This window comes from Bacillus sp. DE0042 (assembly GCF_007680225.1).
GTDB lineage: Bacteria > Bacillota > Bacilli > Bacillales > Bacillaceae_G > Bacillus_A > Bacillus_A wiedmannii.
The window spans coordinates 21,120-39,964 of sequence record NZ_VEJP01000012.1 but is presented as its reverse complement, the minus strand read 5'-3'; the positions used below and the strand labels follow the sequence as shown (position 1 = coordinate 39,964).

Annotated in this window: 18 protein-coding genes and 2 riboswitches; of the genes, 7 read left to right on the top strand and 11 right to left on the bottom strand. The window is 35.8% G+C overall.

Features of this window, described 5'->3' with window-relative positions; translation table 11 throughout:
- Nucleotides 1-92: 92 nt before the first annotated feature.
- The 5 genes from FS802_RS28610 (at nucleotide 93) to FS802_RS28590 (ending at nucleotide 6,874) form a co-directional block, all read left to right on the top strand.
- A complete protein-coding gene (locus FS802_RS28610) occupies nucleotides 93-944 on the top strand; it encodes a GRP family sugar transporter (protein WP_000353549.1) in 852 nt (283 codons plus the stop codon).
- 212 nt (nucleotides 945-1,156) lie between these two features.
- On the top strand, nucleotides 1,157-1,960 hold the full coding sequence (gene proC, locus FS802_RS28605) for a pyrroline-5-carboxylate reductase (RefSeq protein ID WP_000956271.1): 804 nt from the start codon (nucleotides 1,157-1,159) through the stop codon (nucleotides 1,958-1,960).
- Between the two features lies 1 nt (nucleotide 1,961).
- A complete protein-coding gene (locus FS802_RS28600; RefSeq protein ID WP_000060175.1) occupies nucleotides 1,962-2,795 on the top strand; it encodes an aldo/keto reductase in 834 nt (277 codons plus the stop codon).
- Between the two features lie 153 nt (nucleotides 2,796-2,948).
- A riboswitch (SAM riboswitch) is annotated at nucleotides 2,949-3,053 on the top strand.
- A gap of 132 nt (nucleotides 3,054-3,185) precedes the next feature.
- The gene (locus FS802_RS28595) at nucleotides 3,186-4,826 is read left to right on the top strand and encodes a peptide ABC transporter substrate-binding protein (protein ID WP_000726490.1); all 1,641 of its coding nucleotides are present in this window, start codon (nucleotides 3,186-3,188) and stop codon (nucleotides 4,824-4,826) included.
- Nucleotides 4,827-5,233: 407 nt separating this feature from the next.
- Nucleotides 5,234-6,874, top strand: a complete 1,641-nt coding sequence (locus tag FS802_RS28590; protein WP_000731055.1) for a peptide ABC transporter substrate-binding protein — start codon at nucleotides 5,234-5,236, stop codon at nucleotides 6,872-6,874.
- 41 nt (nucleotides 6,875-6,915) lie between these two features.
- Here FS802_RS28590 and FS802_RS28585 read toward each other — a convergent pair whose 3' ends face one another.
- The 3 genes from FS802_RS28585 to FS802_RS28575 are packed head-to-tail and all read right to left on the bottom strand — an operon-like array spanning nucleotide 6,916 to nucleotide 8,362.
- Nucleotides 6,916-7,263, bottom strand: a complete 348-nt coding sequence (locus FS802_RS28585; protein ID WP_000156937.1) for an ABC-2 transporter permease — start codon at nucleotides 7,261-7,263, stop codon at nucleotides 6,916-6,918.
- Complete coding sequence (locus FS802_RS28580) at nucleotides 7,260-7,451, bottom strand: hypothetical protein (RefSeq protein WP_000922555.1); 192 nt, start codon at nucleotides 7,449-7,451, stop codon at nucleotides 7,260-7,262. Before FS802_RS28580 ends, FS802_RS28585 begins: the two co-directional genes overlap by 4 nt.
- A gap of 11 nt (nucleotides 7,452-7,462) precedes the next feature.
- A complete protein-coding gene (locus FS802_RS28575) occupies nucleotides 7,463-8,362 on the bottom strand; it encodes a helix-turn-helix domain-containing protein (protein ID WP_000544212.1) in 900 nt (299 codons plus the stop codon).
- A gap of 172 nt (nucleotides 8,363-8,534) precedes the next feature.
- Here FS802_RS28575 and FS802_RS28570 point away from each other — a divergent pair, with 172 nt between their 5' ends.
- The gene (locus tag FS802_RS28570) at nucleotides 8,535-9,002 is read left to right on the top strand and encodes a YusW family protein (RefSeq protein WP_001221562.1); all 468 of its coding nucleotides are present in this window, start codon (nucleotides 8,535-8,537) and stop codon (nucleotides 9,000-9,002) included.
- A 16-nt stretch (nucleotides 9,003-9,018) separates the two neighbouring features.
- On the opposite strand, the gene FS802_RS28565 is transcribed toward FS802_RS28570, so the two are convergent.
- From FS802_RS28565 to FS802_RS28545, 5 genes are read right to left on the bottom strand one after another with little or no spacing between them, the layout of a single operon-like run.
- Nucleotides 9,019-10,629: a peptide ABC transporter substrate-binding protein gene (locus FS802_RS28565; RefSeq protein WP_070169278.1), complete on the bottom strand. Its 1,611-nt coding sequence runs from the start codon at nucleotides 10,627-10,629 to the stop codon at nucleotides 9,019-9,021.
- A 13-nt stretch (nucleotides 10,630-10,642) separates the two neighbouring features.
- On the bottom strand, nucleotides 10,643-11,416 hold the full coding sequence (locus FS802_RS28560) for an ABC transporter ATP-binding protein (RefSeq protein WP_070169277.1): 774 nt from the start codon (nucleotides 11,414-11,416) through the stop codon (nucleotides 10,643-10,645).
- A complete protein-coding gene (locus tag FS802_RS28555; protein WP_000531251.1) occupies nucleotides 11,413-12,423 on the bottom strand; it encodes an ABC transporter ATP-binding protein in 1,011 nt (336 codons plus the stop codon). Before FS802_RS28555 ends, FS802_RS28560 begins: the two co-directional genes overlap by 4 nt.
- Complete coding sequence (locus tag FS802_RS28550) at nucleotides 12,380-13,384, bottom strand: ABC transporter permease (RefSeq protein ID WP_000501543.1); 1,005 nt, start codon at nucleotides 13,382-13,384, stop codon at nucleotides 12,380-12,382. Before FS802_RS28550 ends, FS802_RS28555 begins: the two co-directional genes overlap by 44 nt.
- 17 nt (nucleotides 13,385-13,401) lie before the next feature.
- Nucleotides 13,402-14,319 carry an ABC transporter permease gene (locus tag FS802_RS28545; RefSeq protein ID WP_000289321.1) on the bottom strand — a complete coding sequence of 306 codons (918 nt, stop codon included), beginning with the start codon at nucleotides 14,317-14,319 and terminating at the stop codon, nucleotides 13,402-13,404.
- A gap of 134 nt (nucleotides 14,320-14,453) precedes the next feature.
- A riboswitch (SAM riboswitch) is annotated at nucleotides 14,454-14,559 on the bottom strand.
- Nucleotides 14,560-14,741: 182 nt separating this feature from the next.
- Here FS802_RS28545 and FS802_RS28540 point away from each other — a divergent pair.
- Entirely contained in the window at nucleotides 14,742-14,903 is a 162-nt protein-coding gene (locus FS802_RS28540) for a DUF3951 domain-containing protein (RefSeq protein WP_098656609.1), read from the top strand.
- An 18-nt stretch (nucleotides 14,904-14,921) separates the two neighbouring features.
- Here the strand turns inward: FS802_RS28540 and FS802_RS28535 are convergent, their stop codons facing one another.
- The 3 genes from FS802_RS28535 to FS802_RS28525 form a co-directional block, all read right to left on the bottom strand.
- The gene (locus FS802_RS28535; protein ID WP_000756531.1) at nucleotides 14,922-15,425 is read right to left on the bottom strand and encodes a hypothetical protein; all 504 of its coding nucleotides are present in this window, start codon (nucleotides 15,423-15,425) and stop codon (nucleotides 14,922-14,924) included.
- 247 nt (nucleotides 15,426-15,672) lie between these two features.
- Complete coding sequence (locus tag FS802_RS28530) at nucleotides 15,673-16,923, bottom strand: multidrug effflux MFS transporter (protein ID WP_001014693.1); 1,251 nt, start codon at nucleotides 16,921-16,923, stop codon at nucleotides 15,673-15,675.
- A gap of 126 nt (nucleotides 16,924-17,049) precedes the next feature.
- Entirely contained in the window at nucleotides 17,050-18,768 is a 1,719-nt protein-coding gene (locus FS802_RS28525; protein WP_070169275.1) for a DUF3981 domain-containing protein, read from the bottom strand.
- Nucleotides 18,769-18,845: the final 77 nt, after the last annotated feature.

The window sequence follows — 18,845 nt, the reverse complement described above, 5'->3', positions numbered from 1 at the left end:
ATCGGTAATCTTCTACTCTATTAGTGGGGCATTACCGATCGTTAGAACGATATGTAATTATATTGGTATAGAAAACCGAAGGGAGTCTTGTAATGGACATTTTATTAGCGCTTCTTCCTGCAATTGCATGGGGAAACATCTTATTAGTAAGCGTAAAAATGGGCGGTGGTGCATATAGCCAAACGGTAGGTATGACAATCGGCGCTCTATTCTTCGCAACAATTATGTATGTATTTACTCAACCAGCTTTAACAATGACAGTCTTGATTGTTGGTTTTATTTCAGGTTTATTCTGGGCTTTAGGACAAGTAAACCAATTAAAAACAGTTGAAAAACTAGGTGTTTCAACTACTGTAACGATTTCTACTGGTATGCAACTTGTTGCAACTTCTATCTTTGGGGTTATCGCTTTCCGTGAGTGGACTACTACAACAACGATTGTTCTGGGAACGATTGCAATCCTATTAATCGTAGTTGGTGTTGTATTCACATCACTAGATGACAAAGAAAATGCACAGCCACCAGGACAATTGAAAAAAGGACTTCTTACTTTAATTGTTTCTACTTTCGGTTACCTTGTATATGTAATTATTATTCGTTGGTATAATATCGATGGTTGGTCTGCTATTTTACCACAAGCAGTTGGTATGTTTGTTGGTGCGGTTGTATTGACATCTAAACATAAACCATTTAACAAATATGCAATCCGTAATGCTTTATCTGGTTTACTATGGGGAACTGGAAACTTATTCTTACTTCTTTCATTACCACGTGTCGGAGTAGCAACAAGCTTCCCATTATCTCAAACTGGAATCGTTATCTCAACATTCGGTGCGATTGTCTTCTTAGGTGAAAAGAAAACAAAACGTCAATTGATCTTTATTGCACTAGGTAGTGTTTTAATTATCGGCGGCGCTGTATTGTTAGGTATGACAAAAGCATAAACTTATAATCTATCAATCCCTGAAGCTTAGCTGCTTCAGGGATTTTTTATTACAACTATTTTTTAAATATAATAATCTTTATAGCCTTATTTGTATCACCTCTCCTCCCTCACATTTCATTCTTTTCACTACAAGTCTTTTCTTTTTACAAAATTCTCTTAAAGATGGTATCGTTTTTTATAACATATCTTCACTAGAAAGGAATAAAGGATATGCTAACTAAACATCGAATTCTATTTATTGGTGCTGGTCGTATGGCAGAAGCTATATTTTCCGGATTACTTAAAACAAGCAAAGAATACATCGAAGAAATTATCGTTTCTAACCGCAGCAACGTAGAAAAGCTAGAACAATTACGAGCGCGATATAATGTGTCTACTGCAACAGATTGGAAGCAGCATGTTACATCTGTTGATACGATTGTTTTAGCAATGCCACCTTCTGCACATGAAGAATTATTAGCAGAATTATCTCCGTTACTATCGAATCAACTTGTCGTAACGGTAGCCGCCGGCATTGGCCCATCTTATTTAGAAGAAAGACTTCCAGAGGGAACACCTGTTGCTTGGATTATGCCAAATACAGCTGCCGAAATTGGAAAGTCTATCTCTTTATATACAATGGGACAATCAGTAAACGAGATGCATCAAGAAACCCTGCAACTACTTTTAAGAGGCATTGGCACTTCGCAACTTTGTACTGAAGAAGAAGTTCATCAGCTTACCGCAGTTACTGGAAGTGCACCTGCTTTCCTTTATTACTTTGCTGAAAGCTTGATTGAAGCAACAAAAAGTTATGGCGTCGATGAAGCAACTGCAAAACACCTTGTCATTCAAATGATTTCTGGCTCTGCTTCTATGCTTGAACAAACGCAAGATCCGGCTAACCTCCGCGAACAAGTAACAACGCCAGGTGGTTCCACAGCTGAAGGTCTCAAAGCTTTATATGAATATAATTTTTCAGAGGCAATTCAAAAAGCAGTAGAAGCAACAAACAAAAAAGCTAGGGGGAAATAATATGAGTTTAACAAGTTTAAAAGACTATACAACATTACATAACGGTGTGAAAATGCCTTGGTTCGGTTTAGGTGTTTTTAAAGTAGAAGATGGTTCAGAAGTAATTGATTCTGTAAAATCAGCAATTAAAAATGGCTACCGCAGCATCGATACTGCAGCAATCTATCAAAACGAAGAAGGCGTTGGACAAGCGATTCGTGAATCAGGTGTTTCACGTGAAGAATTATTTGTTACATCAAAAGTATGGAATAGCGATCAAGGATATGAAACGACACTTCAAGCATTTGAAACTACATTAGAGAAATTAGGTCTAGAATATTTAGATTTATATTTAGTACATTGGCCTGTAAAAGAGAAATATACTGAATCATGGAAAGCGTTAGAAAAACTTTATAAAGATGGCCGTGTTCGTGCTATCGGTGTGAGTAATTTCCACATTCACCACTTACAAGACGTATTTGAAATCGCTGAAATTAAGCCAATGGTCAACCAAGTGGAATACCACCCACGTTTAGCACAAGAAGAATTACACGCTTTCTGTAAAGAACATAACATCCAGCTTGAAGCTTGGTCACCATTAATGCAGGGACAACTACTTGATAACTCAACATTACAAGACATTGCGACAAAATATAATAAATCAACTGCACAAATTATTTTACGCTGGGATTTACAAAATGAAGTTGTAACAATCCCTAAATCTATTAAAGAACATCGCATTATTGAAAATGCAAATATCTTTGATTTTGAATTAAGTGCTGATGACATGAAAGCAATTCAAGCTCTAAATGAAGATCGTCGCGTTGGTCCAGATCCAGATAACTTTAACTTCTAGTAGAAAAACCACTGCCATATGCAGTGGTTTTTCCTGTTAAAGAAAACTGAAAATTTAAACTATATCCCAATTGGTTGACACTTCATTATCCAAGGTGTAAGATTTTGAATTATCAAAGAAACACAAAAATTAATAAAATTTATTCGTTTACTCATTGTATCAAGAGAGGTGGAGGGACTGGCCCTTTGAAACCTCGGCAACAGGTTCATTTTGAATACTGTGCCACTTCCTGCAAGCTTTGTGCTTGAAAGATAGAATGAGGGACTTCGTTTATATACGGGTGCATAACTTGTACGTAAAAATCCCTCTTTCTCAATATGAAAAGAGGGATTTTTTATTTTTCATTTCCCTCATCATCATCCAAACTTAATTATTTAGGAGGAAAATCAAATGAAAAAGAAGTTTGTACCCGGTATTGCATCAGTTGTAGGAGTAAGTATTTTATTAACTGGTTGCGGTAGTTATAAAAATGAAGCAAGCGGAGCAAATGCAAAAGACGAGGCGCCTAGTAAACAGGTTTTGAACTTATCTTCACCTACTGAAATACGAACAATGGATACAGCTCGTGCTACAGATACTGATTCTGGTCAAGTAATGAGAAACGTATTTGAAGGTTTGTATAATCTTAGTGAAGGTAACAAACCTGTCCCTGGTGTTGCAAAATCTCATGAAGTAAGTGGTGATAAAACGAAATACACATTCCATTTACGAGATTCAAAATGGTCAAACGGCACTCCTGTCACAGCGAAAGATTTTGTCTTCGCTTGGCAAAGAGCTGTTGATCCAGCAACAGCCTCTGAATATGCATTTCTATTCTTTGATATTAAAAATGCAACAAAAATTAACAACAAAGAACTTCCAGCCGATCAACTTGGTGTAAAAGCAATTGATGACCATACGTTTGAGGTAGAATTAGAACGTCCTGTTCCGTACTTTATTAGCTTAACAGCGTTCCCAACATTTCTACCAATTAACGAGGAATTCTTTAAATCACAAGGTGATAAGTACGCTTTAGAAGACAATACAATCTTGTACAACGGAGCTTTTACACTAAGCGATTGGAAGCACGAACAAAGCTTTAAATTCAAGAAAAACCCTACCTATTGGGATAAAGATACTGTCAAACTGGAAGAAATCAATTTTAACGTCGTAAAAGAAAAATCTACAGAAGTAAATTTATTCGAGTCAAAACAATTAGATCGTATCAAACTAACATCTGACTTCGTTGATAAATATAAAAAGGATGCTAACTTTAAAGAACGGCCAAACGTAGGGGTACAGTTTCTACGTATGAATCAACAAAACAAAGTACTTCAAAACGTTTCTGCACGCCAAGCAATCGATCAAACAATTGATCGAAAATCCTTTGTAAATACGTTATTAAATGACGGCTCTACACCAACCTCTAGTCTCGTGCCGAAAAACTTTGCAAAAGGACCTGACGGAACAGATTTCCGTGCTGCAAACGGCGATTTAACAAAGGTTGATACAAAATCTGCTCAAGAATTATGGAAAAAGGCAAAACAAGAACTTGGGTCTGAAAAAATAACGTTAGAACTATTAACAAGTGACGGTGACCTTGAAAAGAAAACTGGTGAATTCTTAAAAGGACAACTAGAAAAGAATTTAGATGGCTTAACGGTAAATATAAAGCCGCAACCACGTAAACAACAAGTTTCACTTTTATTAAAAGGTGACTACGAAATTGGAATTGACGGCTGGAGCCCTGACTTTGCGGATCCAATTACATTCCTTGAGCTATTTACAACGAATAACCCTTACAACTTAGATCATTACTCTAATAAGGAGTTTGATGAAACAATAGCAAAAGTAAAAACAACTTTAGCTGGTGATGAAAAAGCTCGCTGGGAAGCATTACTAGCATCCGAGAAAATATTATTTAAAGACTCTGTTATCGCTCCTCTTTACCAAAAAGGCGAATCTTATTTAGAGCGTCCTTATGTGAAAGGAATTGTGCAAGTAGACTTTGCAGGTCAATTAAACTTCAAATGGGCAAAAATTGAAAAATAAAGCGAAACTTTAATCAGTGGGTTTTTCTTCATCCCCACTGATTATTAGCCCACACCAATTGTTTTTTTAGCAAAACATATGAAAAGCAGATTCCCTAATACGAGGAAATCTGCTTTTTTAATATATTATTCTAAGAAATTAACAATCTATTTTTATTATTGACATATAGTTATTTCCAGTGTTAATATTCTAAATAATCAAAGAAACGAAATATTTCACCATCAAAATATAACGTCTACTACGTTGAAACATATAACGATAGATTATAGTTCAACATGTATATACATATAGAACACCTGATTACCTACATACACATATCTATAATAGGTTTTCTCTTCTTCTATAGCTACACTTCAAAACGTGGACATTACGACGTTACGAACAACACATTTAGGGAGGAACGAACAATGAAGAAAAAAGTTGTACCTGTTGTTGCATCTGTTTTAGGGGCAAGTCTATTACTAACTGCTTGCGGGGGAAATAAAGATCATGCAAGCGGAGCGAAAGCAAATGATAAAGCACCTGATAAGCAGGCAATTAACTTATCATTCGCTTCAGAAATTCCAACAATGGATGTTGCAAAAGCAACGGATGGGGAATCCATGAGCGTAATGCGAAATGTTTTTGAAGGTTTATATGCAATGGGAGAAGATAACAAACCAATTCCTGGTGTTGCTGAGTCGGTTGACCTTAGTCCCGATAAAACAAAATATACATTCCACCTGCGTGATTCAAAATGGTCAAACGGTACTCCAGTTACAGCAAAGGACTTTGTCTTCGCTTGGCAACGTGCCGTAAATCCTGATACAGCAGCTGAATATGCATTCTTATTCTTCGATATACAGAATGCGAAACAAATAAGCCAGAAACAATTACCAATTGATCAACTAGGGGTCAAAGCTCTTGATGATAAAACGTTAGAAGTACAACTAGACCGTCCTGTTCCCTACTTCTTAAGCTTAACGACATTCTCAACATTCTTACCAATTAATGAAGATTACTTAAAATCTCAGGGCGATAAATATGGTTTAGAAACAAATCATTTAATTTACAACGGTGCTTTCACATTAGATAACTGGAAACACGAGCAAAGCTTCCAATTGAAGAAGAACCCTAACTATTGGGATGCTAAAACTGTAAAATTAGAAGAAATCAACTTCAATGTCGTTAAAGATAAGTCTACAGAAGTTAACTTATACGATTCAGGACAAATTGATCGTGTTGCTTTGACTGCGGAGTTTGTTGATAAATATAAGGGTGATCCAAATTTCAAAGACCGCGCTGAAGTTGGCATTCAATTTTTACGACTCAATCAAAAAAATGAAACATTAAAAAATCAACATGCACGCCTTGCTATTAACGGAGCAATGAATAAAAAAGCATACGTAGAAACAATTTTAAATAACGGCGCTGTTCCAGCTGAAGGAATGGTTCCTGCAAAATTTGCAAAAAGTCCAGAAGGCAACGACTTCCGTAAAGAAAATGGAAACCTAGTCAAAGATGATGTGAAAACAGCGAAAGAAAACTGGAAAAAAGCGAAACAAGAACTTGGTACTGACAAAGTAACAATCGAACTATTAACAAGCGATAATGCTTTAGCTAAAAAGACTGGTGAATATTTAAAAGGTGAACTAGAAAAGAATCTAGATGGATTAACAGTGAATTTAAAACCACAACCACGTAAACAACAGTTGAAACTACTATTAAGTGGTGATTATGAAATTGGAATTGATGGCTGGGGCCCTGACTTCGCTGATCCAATTACATTCTTAGATTTATTTACAACAGAAAGTGCTTATAACTTCGATAAATACTCTAACAAAGAGTATGATGAGCTCATTCATAAAGTGAAAACAGATTTAGCTGGTGATGAAAAGGCTCGCTTTGAAGCAATGAAGCAAGCTGAAAAAATCCTATTACAAGACGGTGCTGTCGCTCCTTTATACCAACAAGGTCGTTCTTACTTACAACGCTCTTTCATTAAAGGACTTGTAACAACTGACTTCGGCGGTGAATTTAACTACAAGTGGACAGAAGTTGCAAAATAATAAAATAAAAACGGTATCCTTCGGCGGATACCGTTTTTATTTTATACTTCTTTAACTACATGACTTCTTCTCTTTACTATTTCTTTTATAGATACAGTAATTACTGCTACCAATTGTGTAACTAATATAATGACTAATAACGAAATAATATTTTCTCCTAAACTAACTCCCCCAAATATTATTGTATAATAGCCATTCGCTGCATATGTTGCGGGAAATAATTCGCCGATTGTTTGATATGTTTTAGAAAGCATCTCATGTGGTACAATTACACCCGAACTTACAAGTTGTAGCGATAGTGAAATTATATTAAAGATCATACCTGCATTTCCGAAAACAGTTATGAACATTTGTGTTAATGAAAGAAAGGCGAAGAAGACTATTGTCAATAATCCTCTCCCCCTTCTTTTTGCATTGAACTAAAACTCATCATAAATATAACGATAAATATCAAATATGTTCTCCACGTCAAAGAAGGTATATGCCCTGACCAAAGATAGCTAATTAAATAGTTAATTCCCATAATACAAGACGATACTACTAAACTAATACTTATTAGTTTTACATATTTGAGCATATCTTTTCTCCTTACTTTTCTATCTCTTCAAATTGCAGATTTACCGGCTCTTCTAGTAGTGTTTCATAAAAGTTTTCAGCCAAATCTGTTGAAGAAATTTTTTCATCCACTTCATCAAATCGAATACTATCTAGCCACACACAACCTTCTCCTGATAATAAGACACCAAATGCAATACCAAGCGCTCCTTCTTTTATATCTAATACAACCGAATACGATTGCCAGTTATTCGTATTTTTAATTGGGCGATTTTGCATGTTATCCATAGCGAGTGGTTCTGTATCTTTTCCGTCTACTCGCATCCACAATCCTGCCCAATCTCTTACGTTCTCACTCTTAATAAATGCTGTTAAACGTAATCTTTTACCTATATATTTATCCGCTCGAAACATTTGCATTAATGTTGAAAATCCTCCATGTGTAACATTCTCTTTTGCCTTTATGTATGCAGATACTTTTCCTTGATGGGCAACTTCATAGTCTAAACCCATCTCATATTCAGCAGGATGACTTCCACTTAAGATCCATCCTTTCGGTATACCTTTTTGCATTGAAACACCCTCTCTTTCTATATAAAATGACTGGAAGTACTTTCGATATTTCTTCGGTGGCAATTGAAACATTCTTTTAAAAGCTCTCGTAAATGCCTCTTGTGAGGAAAAGCCGTATTGTACTGCAATATCAATAACAGCCCTCTCCGTTGACACTAAGACTTGCGCAGCATGAGTTAACCTTCTCTTTCGAATATAATCCGTTACACTCATCCCAATATACCTTTGAAAAATACGATGAAAATGGTACATCGATACCGCACTGTGAGAGGCCACTCTTTCTGTTGTAAGCTCCTCATGTAAATGCTCCTCTATATATTCAATTGCTTCCTTTATCATCTCTTTATATTCTTCATGCATTTTAGCACCTCCTCACAACCTTAATTTACCATATACATACAAATCATTTTTGATTTAAATTGCGGATTAAACTTTGTGGATACAAGTTAATAATTTATTTTCAACACATACATAATTACATGATTTTGGGAAAAACTTGTATAGAACGAATTTACATAAGGAGGAAATTATAATGAGAATTTTACTATCAGTTTTATTAGCGCTTATGCTAGTACCTGTATTAACAGGATGTAAAGCTCCTGCAAAAGAAGATACAACTTCTAATAAGAAAACTACTGAAGAAGCAAAAAATGAAGCTCCTGCTGATTTAAAACTTAACTTCAATGAATTTAGTTTAGATGCAGACTATCAAGATACGAAGAAAGACTACGAGGCTGATTATAAGAATGTAGCAGCTGATAAGAAAATGGAAGCAAAACTTGAAGACCACAAATCAAATGCAAAGTTTACAGGTGACGAGGCTATTACAAAATTAAGCCCACTTCTACAAGAATTAAAATTTGATAAAGATACTCCTGACCAAGAAGTAATCGATCAAGTAGTAAATGTGTTCAAACTTGATAAAGACTACCAAAAGTTTGATTTAGAAGTTGTCTTCTCTGATGGAACGAAAAAAGAATATAAAAGAGAAATAAAATAAAGAAGTAGGCGGTTGCCTACTTCTTTATTTTTGCATATCTTAAATCTGGTTTAGATCCAACATAATATTGAAGTCCAGATACTGATCCTTTTTGTAAGTAAGAATCAGAAGGGAATATAATTGGAATTAACGGTGAATCTGTAAACATAATATCTTCTGCTTTATGCAATAAATCAAAACGCTTATCTTCATTTTGTTCAACTTCTGCTTCTTTGATTAAAGCGTCAAATTCTTTATTATGCCATTTTGCATAGTTGTTTGGACCATCACCTGCATATAAATCTAGTTTAGTAATTGGGTCTAATAAAGAACCGCCCCATCCCATATAAGCTAATTGGAAATCACTTTGCTTATATGTATCGATGTAACTCTTCCACTCTTTATTTTCTAATTTAATATCTACACCAAGATTTTTCTTAAACATTTCCTGCATTGCTTCTGCTACTTTTTTATGCTGTGTATCCGTTGTGAATTTTAATGTTACTTCAGGTAATGTAGACCAACCTTGTTCTTTCATACCCTCTTCTAATAATTTTTTCGCTTCTGTTGTATCAAATTTTACGTAATCACCTTTTTCTTTACGGAAATCACGACCACTTTGTGTTTTTGCTCCTTCTGGAACGAATGCATATGCTTCTTGCGCATTATTCTTATACAGTTTTTCAACGATAAACTTACGATCAACTGCTAATGAAAATGCTTTACGTACTTTCGCATTTGTAAATGGCTCTTTTTCTACGTTAAACGAGTAAATATAAGATGAGAATCCTGCAACACGTTTATATTCCTTATTCCCTTTTTCTTTCTCAATCATCTCTTGTGGTAAGCCACTTAATAAATCTAATTCTTTTGATTTGTACAATTGATACGCCGTTTTAGAGTCTGGAATAATACGAAACTCAATTTCTTTTAATGTTACCTTTTTATCATAGTATTCTTTATTTTTTTGTACTGTAATTGCTTGGTTATGCTTCCATTCTTTTAACGTGAATGGTCCATTTGTAATTAACTCTTTTGGATCTGTTTTTAATTTATTGTTATCATCAATTGATTTTTTAGATAATGGAATAAATAATGAACTCGCTAATTTTTGTTTAATAGAAGCAACTGGGTGCTCAAGTGTTACCTTTAATGTTTGAGGATCAACAACTTGAATACCAACTTGGCTTTCTTCACCTTTTCCAGTATTATACGCCTCTGCACCTTTAATAAAGTACATTTCTGTCCCATTCATAGAACCCGTTTTCGGATTTAATAATCGCTTCCATGCAAATTCAAAATCATTTGCTGTAATAGGAGAACCATCTGACCATTTAATATCTTTCTTTAAATGGATTGTATATTCAGTTCCATCTGCATTTACTTCTTCTTTCTCTGCTAATTCATTTTGATATTTCCCATCACTATCTTGCGTATATAAGCTTGAGAATAAATGTCCAATTACATAACCTGATGTGCTATCTGTTGCAATTGCGGAATCGAGTGTATATGGATCGCTACCAATATTCGTTACTAATCGATCTCCTTCCCCCTTACCAGCACTCGCCTTTTGCGCCTCTTTTTTACCGCAAGCGACAGAAGTAATTGCTAATACGGTCATAATGACAAATAATAAAAATTTCTTCATCCTACATTCTCCTTTAACCCGAAATTTTTGGTGTTGATGCTAATAATGTTTTTGTATAAGAATGTTGAGGATTACGGAATACTTCATCCGTATTTCCAAATTCAACAAGTTCTCCTTTATATAAGACAGCTACCTTTTCACATAAATAGTGAACCATCGGCAAATCATGCGCGATAAATAAATATGTATAACCTTGTTCCTTTTGAATCTTTTGCAACAAGTGCACAATTTGGATTTGAAGTGAAACATCTAACGCTGAAATTGGTTCATCCAGAATTAATACTTCTGGCTCACATAATAACGCCCTTGCAATAGCGATCCGTTGACGTTGTCCTCCGCTAAATTCGTGTGGGTATCGATCAATATATCGTCTATCTAATCCAACACGTTCTAGCGCATCACCTGCTACCTCATCTTTCAATCCTTTATCACCTAAACCGAATGAAATATATCCTTCTGTTACGCTATCGCGTACTTTCCAGCGCGGATTTAATGCAGCTGTTGAATCTTGAAAAATGAATTGTACTTTCTGCAAGAAATCTCGCTTCTGAGCTGATTTCAACTTGTGAACAACTTGACCGTTATAATCAATTTGACCAGACGTTAGGCTCTCGATCCCAGCTATGAGCTTACCAAGTGTTGTCTTTCCTGAACCACTTTCTCCAATAATGCCAAGCGTTGTTCCTTTCGGGATAGAAAGTGATATATCTTTTAGCGCTATGATTTCTTTCTTTTTACTTCCATACGTTTTCGTTACTTGCTTTACAGTAATTAAATCTGTCGTCATGAGGCATTCACCTTCTCTTTTGATTTCGCTTGGTCATGCTCTAGAACATGTTGCCAACAATGTGAACTGTGTTCCCCAGAATATGCTGTTCTATCAGGGAAACGATGAACACATTCTTGTATTGCTACTGGGCATCTATTTACAAATGGGCACCCAAAGCTATTTAACGTTTCAATTGATGGTGTTGTTCCCTCAATGGCCCTAAGTACCTTTTCAGAATCATCCATATTCGGAATAGCTTGCAATAAACTTATCGTATATGGGTGCTTAGGTGAACCTATCACTTCTTGTATCGTCCCTTTTTCAACAACACGTCCCCCGTACATCACAACTACTCGATCTGCTACTTCACGTACAAGTGCCAAATCGTGGGTAATTAATAAAATACTCGTATTTTGTTTTTCTTTTCGCTCTTTTAATAACCCCATAATTTGCTTTTGAATCGTTACATCTAATGCAGTTGTAGGCTCATCTGCAATAACGAGCTTTGGGTGACACGCAAACGCAATTGCTAAACAAATACGTTGCCTCATACCTCCGCTTAATTGATGTGGGTACTGTTCAAAACGTTTCTCTGCTTCATGTATCCCTAAATCATTTAATAAGTTAATCGCAATTTCTTTTGCTTCTCTTTTCGATTTTTTCTCATGTTGCAAAATCACTTCTGTAATTTGCCTTCCTACTTTCATCGTCGGATTTAAAGAGGACAGAGGGTCTTGAAATATAAACGAAATATCTTCCCCTCGAATTTGATTCCATTCTGATTCTTGTAAATTCGTCAATCCTTGAGATTGGAAAGAGATGCTTCCGTCATCAATGTGAATAGATTCTTGATTTAATCCGACAATAGATTGTGCTGTAACACTTTTTCCTGAACCACTTTCTCCTACAAGTGCAACGATTTCACCTTCATTAATAGAAAAGGAAACATGCTTCACAATTGCTTGCTTACTATTCTCTTTTTCAACGGCCAATGTTACGTTTTCTAAAGATAAGAGCTGTCCCATGTTTTTTCTCCTTTCGATTCCGTTTTACAATCTTCGGATCAATTGCATCTTGCAAACCATCACCAATTGCATTAAATGCAAACATAATGAGTGCAATCATGATTGCTGGGAAGAATAATTGCCACCATTCTCCGCTTAGTAGTGTCCCGAGTGCATCGTTCGTCATCGTTCCCCAGCTCGCTGCTGGTGATTGTACTCCGAGTCCGATAAAGCTTAAAAATGATTCTGAGAAAATAGCTGCTGGAATTGTAAATGATAAATTTACGATAATAATGCCTGTTAAATTCGGAATGATATGTCCGTATATAATCTTCATATGCGATGTACCTAATCGCTCTGCTGCAATAACAAATTCTCTTTGTTTTAAAGACAAGACTTGCGCTCTAACGAGACGTGCCATGCCAATCCATCCTGTTAACGCAAGAGCAATTATAATTGTAAAAAGTCCTGGTTTCATCACGATCAATAGTAAAATAACAATTAATAAATATGGGATACCATATAACACTTCAATCCCTCGTATAATCCATTCATCTATTAACGTTCCAAGACGATTACGCCCTCTTACATATCCGCTAAAACCTCCGATCAGTACACCAAGACCTATGTCTAGCGCTGCTGCTACTAATCCAACTGTTAGTGAAATTTTTCCACCAGCCCAAGTACGCGCCCATATGTCTCTTCCTAAATCATCAGTTCCGAACCAATGCTCGCTACTAGGAGGTAAATTAGTTGCTTCTTTCACTTGTTCACTCGCAGTAAATGACGTTAAACTTTCGCCAACCAGTGAGAAAATAATAATTAGTAATAACGTCACTGCCCCTAAAACTGCTATAGGGTTTGATATAAACTTGCGAAACACTTCCTTCTTTCGACTAATCGTTTGCTGATCTTTATTTATCGTTAATTCTTTTTTCTCCTCATTCGTTAATAACTGTTTATTGATTTCATAAGCTCCCATTTAAATGTCCCCCCTCCTTACGTAATAGAACGAATACGCGGATCAACAATACGGTGAATAATATCTGTAATGAAAATACAAGAAATTAATAATGCACTATAGAAAATCGTTGTTCCCATAATGACCGGATAATCCCGGTTAAAAATACTATCTACAAAATATTTTCCTAGACCAGGAATGGAAAATATTTTTTCAATAACGAAAGTCCCTGTTAAAAGTCCAGCCATTAACGGTCCAACAAATGTAAGTACTGGAACAATCGCATTTCGAAGAGCATGTCTTATAATGATTTTCTTAATTGGTATGCCTTTCGCTCTCGCTAGCTTAATATAATCACTCTGCAAAACTTCAATCATATTAGAGCGAACAAATCTTGTAATAACCGCGATTGGTCCTAACGCTAATGCAAAGGATGGCAATACCGTATGTTCGAATGTGCCCCAAGACGCTACTGGTAAAAGTTCAAATTGAATAGCAAATACTTGTATAAATAGTGGTGCTAAAATAAAACTTGGAATAGAAATACCGAGAATCGCGAGTAAGCTCACACTATAATCAATTACTTTCCCATGATATAGAGCTGCAAATGTACCTGCTGCAATTCCGACTAATAATGAAATAACAAGTGCTTGTAAACCAATAATCGCTGATGGACCAAATCCTGTCGTTATAATTTCTGATACACCTTGACCTGTGGATTGAACAGATTCACCAAAATCAAAATGAACTACGCCATCTAAATAAGCAACATATTGATTCCATAACGGTTCATCAAGGTGATACTTCGCTCTCATGTTTTGTATCACTTCTTCAGGAAAGATTTTCGCATCTGATGAAAATGGATCCCCTGGAATGATATGCATAATCAAAAATGTTACTGTTGTAATGACCCATAGCGTGAACACCATAACCGATAGTTTTTTAATAACATACACTTCAATAACCCCCTAAACAAATGTATTTACTTTGTTTTATTGACATATTTGTTCCTATTACTTTTCCGCTTCTTAAAACACAAAAAGCCTTGATCTTAAAAAATAAGATCAAGGCTGAATAAACGAAGGCCCATCACTTATCTTTCAAGACTTGCTTGCTGGAATTAGCACGGTGTTCCTGTTACAGAACCCGCTGCTGAGGTGTCATAGGGCCAGTCCCTCTACCTCTCTGGATAAGTAAATTGCTATATTATTATTTGGTTCAAATTGTATATTTTGAATTATAATTCTGAAAAAATGAAAAGTCAATTAAATTGGATATATTTAGAAAAATCAGTTTTTATTTCTTACTACTATAGAGTTACCCTTAACAATCCGTTATACTTGTCATCATCGGCTTCTATAAAGTGAAACTTTAATCAGTGGGGGTTTTACGGGATAAACTCTTTATTAAAAAGAAACGTATCATTTCTTTTTATACTCCATTCGATAATATTACCGGACAAATAACCTCTGCATTTCACGAAGAACAGAATGTATTAGTATCCGAGAATGAAGACGGAGATGGTAAGAAGAAAAAATAACCTTGCGCGTGCGCAAGGTTATTTTTTCGTTTCTGCTTGAAAACGTTTATAGTATGTTGATGCTGTTGCAAAGTTAATTTCTATATCACGAATCAATGATGAGTCTTCTTCTTTAGCTAACTTCTGTAATTTTTTCATTGCTTGTTCCGATTCATTCAAGAAACCAGCGTATACCTCATGTTCTTGCTCTTTCGACTTTGGAACACGAATTTCTTTACGTATATTATCAATATCTTCTAGCATGCTAGTCGTTACTTTTTGCACATCTTCTTTATAGTTAGCATTCGTTATTTCCTTACCGCCCTTTTCTTTTGCCACTTCAAATAACTGTAGTGCTTTATTAATTTCTTTATTCATTTTCATATCGTATTTTTCATGTACTGCACGGTATTCTTTCATCTCTTCTGTTTGCTCAGTAGATTGCTCTACCTTTTCTTTCGGTTCTTTCGTATCTTTATTTCCATTACATCCTGCTAGAAGGATCATACTTCCCATTACAGCAATACCCAAAACCTTCTTCATCTCTTCTTCTCCTTTTATCTACAGCTACTACTCATTATAGTTTCTTTTATCTCCACTTGTTATTATACCGAGAACATCCTACTTTTTACACTTAAGACGCTACCTTAATATACACACCAACATTTTTGTCACAGTATCGTCACTTTATGCAAATAACTTTTGCATCACCTTACAACACTGTATAAGTTATTTCAAAGAAATGAAAAAAGAGCTGATTCAACACATGTTTGAATCAGCTCTTTTTTTATTAAGCCTCTAAATTTTGTCTTTGTTGCAGTTCAAACTGCTTCTCACTTCTTCTGGCCATAAATAGATAACATAACACAGCACCAATTTCACAAAGAGCTATCACAACCCCCATCGGTAATGCGGTGTTGCTTCCACCAATACCTACTAACGGTGCAACAAGTGCTCCTGAAATGAACTGTAATAAACCTAATAAAGCCGATGCCGTTCCTGCAGCTTGTTTCTGGTTTCTCATCGCTAATGAGAAACCAGTTGTTGATACAACCCCGACACTTGATACAACAAGGAATAACGAACATAAAACACCAATTAAACCTATTCCTAGTACAATTGTCAGTAGTAAAGATAAACCACCAACAGCTGCAATAATAATACCGGAAACGAATAAAGTTTTCTCATTCACTTTCCCCGCTAAACGACCCGTAACCTGACTAGCAATAATAATACCGATACCATTAATCGCAAAGAATAAACTAAATTGCTGTGGTGATGCTCCGTATATGTTCTGCAACACAAATGGTGAGCCCGAAATGTATGCAAACATTGCCGCCGTTACTAGCCCTTGTGACAATGCATATCCCATAAACAGACGATCCTTTAACAGTTTTCCGTACGTCGCCAACGTCCCTGACAATCCACCTGTTTCTCTTTCTTCAGGAGGTAATGTTTCACGTAATACGAAAGTAGCTGATATTAACATAAATACACTAATTGCCCCAAGAACGATGAAGACACCGCGCCATGTTGTGAACTGTAGTAATTGTCCCCCAATAATCGGTGCTAAAATAGGCGCTGCTCCGTTTACTAACATGAGCAACGAGAAAAACTTTGTCATTTCAGAACCTGAATACATGTCACGTACCATTGCACGTGATATAACAATCCCAGCCGATCCTGAAGCTCCTTGTAAGAAGCGTAATAACACTAAACTCCAAATAGATGGTGCAATAGCACAAAGTAAAGAAGAAGCAACATAAATAATAAGAGCGATAATAAGAGGTTTGCGCCTTCCGTAAATGTCACTAATTGAACCAACAAATAATTGTCCTACTGAAAGCCCAAGCAAACAAGCTGTCAATGTAAGCTGTGCAAGAGATGCGCCTGTTTGTAAATCATCCGTTAATTTTGGTAAAGAAGGCAAATACATATCAATAGATAATGGCCCAATCGCCGTAAGTGTCCCTAATACAAGAATCATCCATAACCTATTTGTCTTTACAGGTTTATATATTTCGTGATTAACTCCATTCACTTTTTCCGTTCACCCTTTCCGATAAATACTAAATCGTAACAATTATAGTTACAACATAAACATACGTCAAGTATAGTGCATTTTCCTGTTTCATACAGTAAAAAAAGCGATAGAATTTCTATCGCTTTACTTTTTCAAATTGCTATTTGTAAATTTAGATACGGAAGACATCGCCTCTCCTGTATCTAAATATGTGATTTGAATTGGATCTCCCACTTCTGTAAACATAGCATATGGGAATTTCTTCACCGGTATCATAAATACTTTTTGTTCATTCTCTAACAGTACATACACAATTGTATTTTCACCTGATTTTTCTTTATATACACGTTGTACAACGCCTTCTTTTTGTGCTTCTTTACCATTTGAAGTCGGTCTAAATGAATCTCCACTTCCACTCAGCGCATTTTTATAATTCTCAAGCGCTTCTTTTTGCGTCGAACCTGTTGCAAATATTTTCGCATTAGAAGCATAGATAACTGTATGAGCACGTACTAATCCCCCGTCATCAATAACAGGTACAATCCAAGAAGGTTTACCATACACGTTATAAATAACCGGCATCGTTCCATGCCATTTCTCTCTCTTAAAGGAATTATCCACTACTTCCGAAGCAGCTGAACCATCCATAATTCCCTTCACTTCTTTTCCGTTATAGTAATACAACTTACCTGTACGCGCATCGATAAGCGAGTAACCTAACGCAGAATCTACTCCCTCTTTCGGGGAGGTGAAATCAGTAAAGTAATATAACGTTCCATCCTTACCGAATATTGGTGTAACTCCTTCTTTCGTTCCCCACTCAGTCGGAATCTTCATATCCGTTTGCGAGAATTTCGTATTCCAAAATCCGTGAATATATTTACCGAAGTACGTATTTAATGTAGATGCGGTCTCGTGATTTAATACACCATCAACAAATTTAGGCGCTTTTCCTTTATCATATCTTTTCACTTCACCTGTTTGTGCATCTACTACTACAACGCCCTCTACCTCAAATCCAGATCTTCCTGAAATAAATTCACCATACGTCATTGTATAATACGGTTTCCCTTTATCATCCACTTCAAATTTAGGTTTCCCTTTAAAGATTAGATTTGGTTCGGCTTGCCTTACAACACGCTCTAAATTATTCCCGAAGAACATGCTTGGCACATATTTCATTTTATAACCAAGGTGCAGTTTCGCTTCCGCATCAGGATTCGTACCTGACATCGTTACGTACCCTGGAATTGTTTCAGCTTTACGTGCTTTAAAAAAGCCTGAAACTTCAATCGGTGCTACATATAAAGCCTCACCATTTACCATTTGTGGCGTTAATTCCCCTAGCTCAAAATAAGCTACTTTCGGAATATCCCCAAATACTTTTTTCATTTTATTCTCCGCTGTCTTTGGCGGCACTGTAAACGGTTGATCATTTTCAGTAAACGGCTCTGAAATATCTTTCTCGATCTTCACAACAGAATCATATTTTTTTTGCGTGATTACTATATCATGTAAATAACCAAAATAGCCGTAACTTGCGAGTAAAACAAACATTAGAAGTCCTTTTAACGTACCTTCTAATTTCCCTATTTGATTTTGTGAAAATAAAACAAGCCCAATTAAAACTGCTACTGCAACGGCATAATGAGTAAGAATCGAATCTGCTCGATCATCGATTAGCCAAAGATATTCATAGATTGCAATACCTATCCAAAATAATACAGGAATAACTAAAATGGATGATTTCTTACCCTTTACAACCTTCTCATCCCCTTTCTTATCCACTGCTCGAAGTTTACTACCGCTTCTTGTCCATGGAATCAAAAACAAAGTGAGAATAGCTAAAATTAAAAATTTCATCAAAGGCAATGTCCCCTTTTCTTTTATTTTCCCTTTTAGTATAACAAATAAAGGGTATTCAGGTAAAAATGGGGATG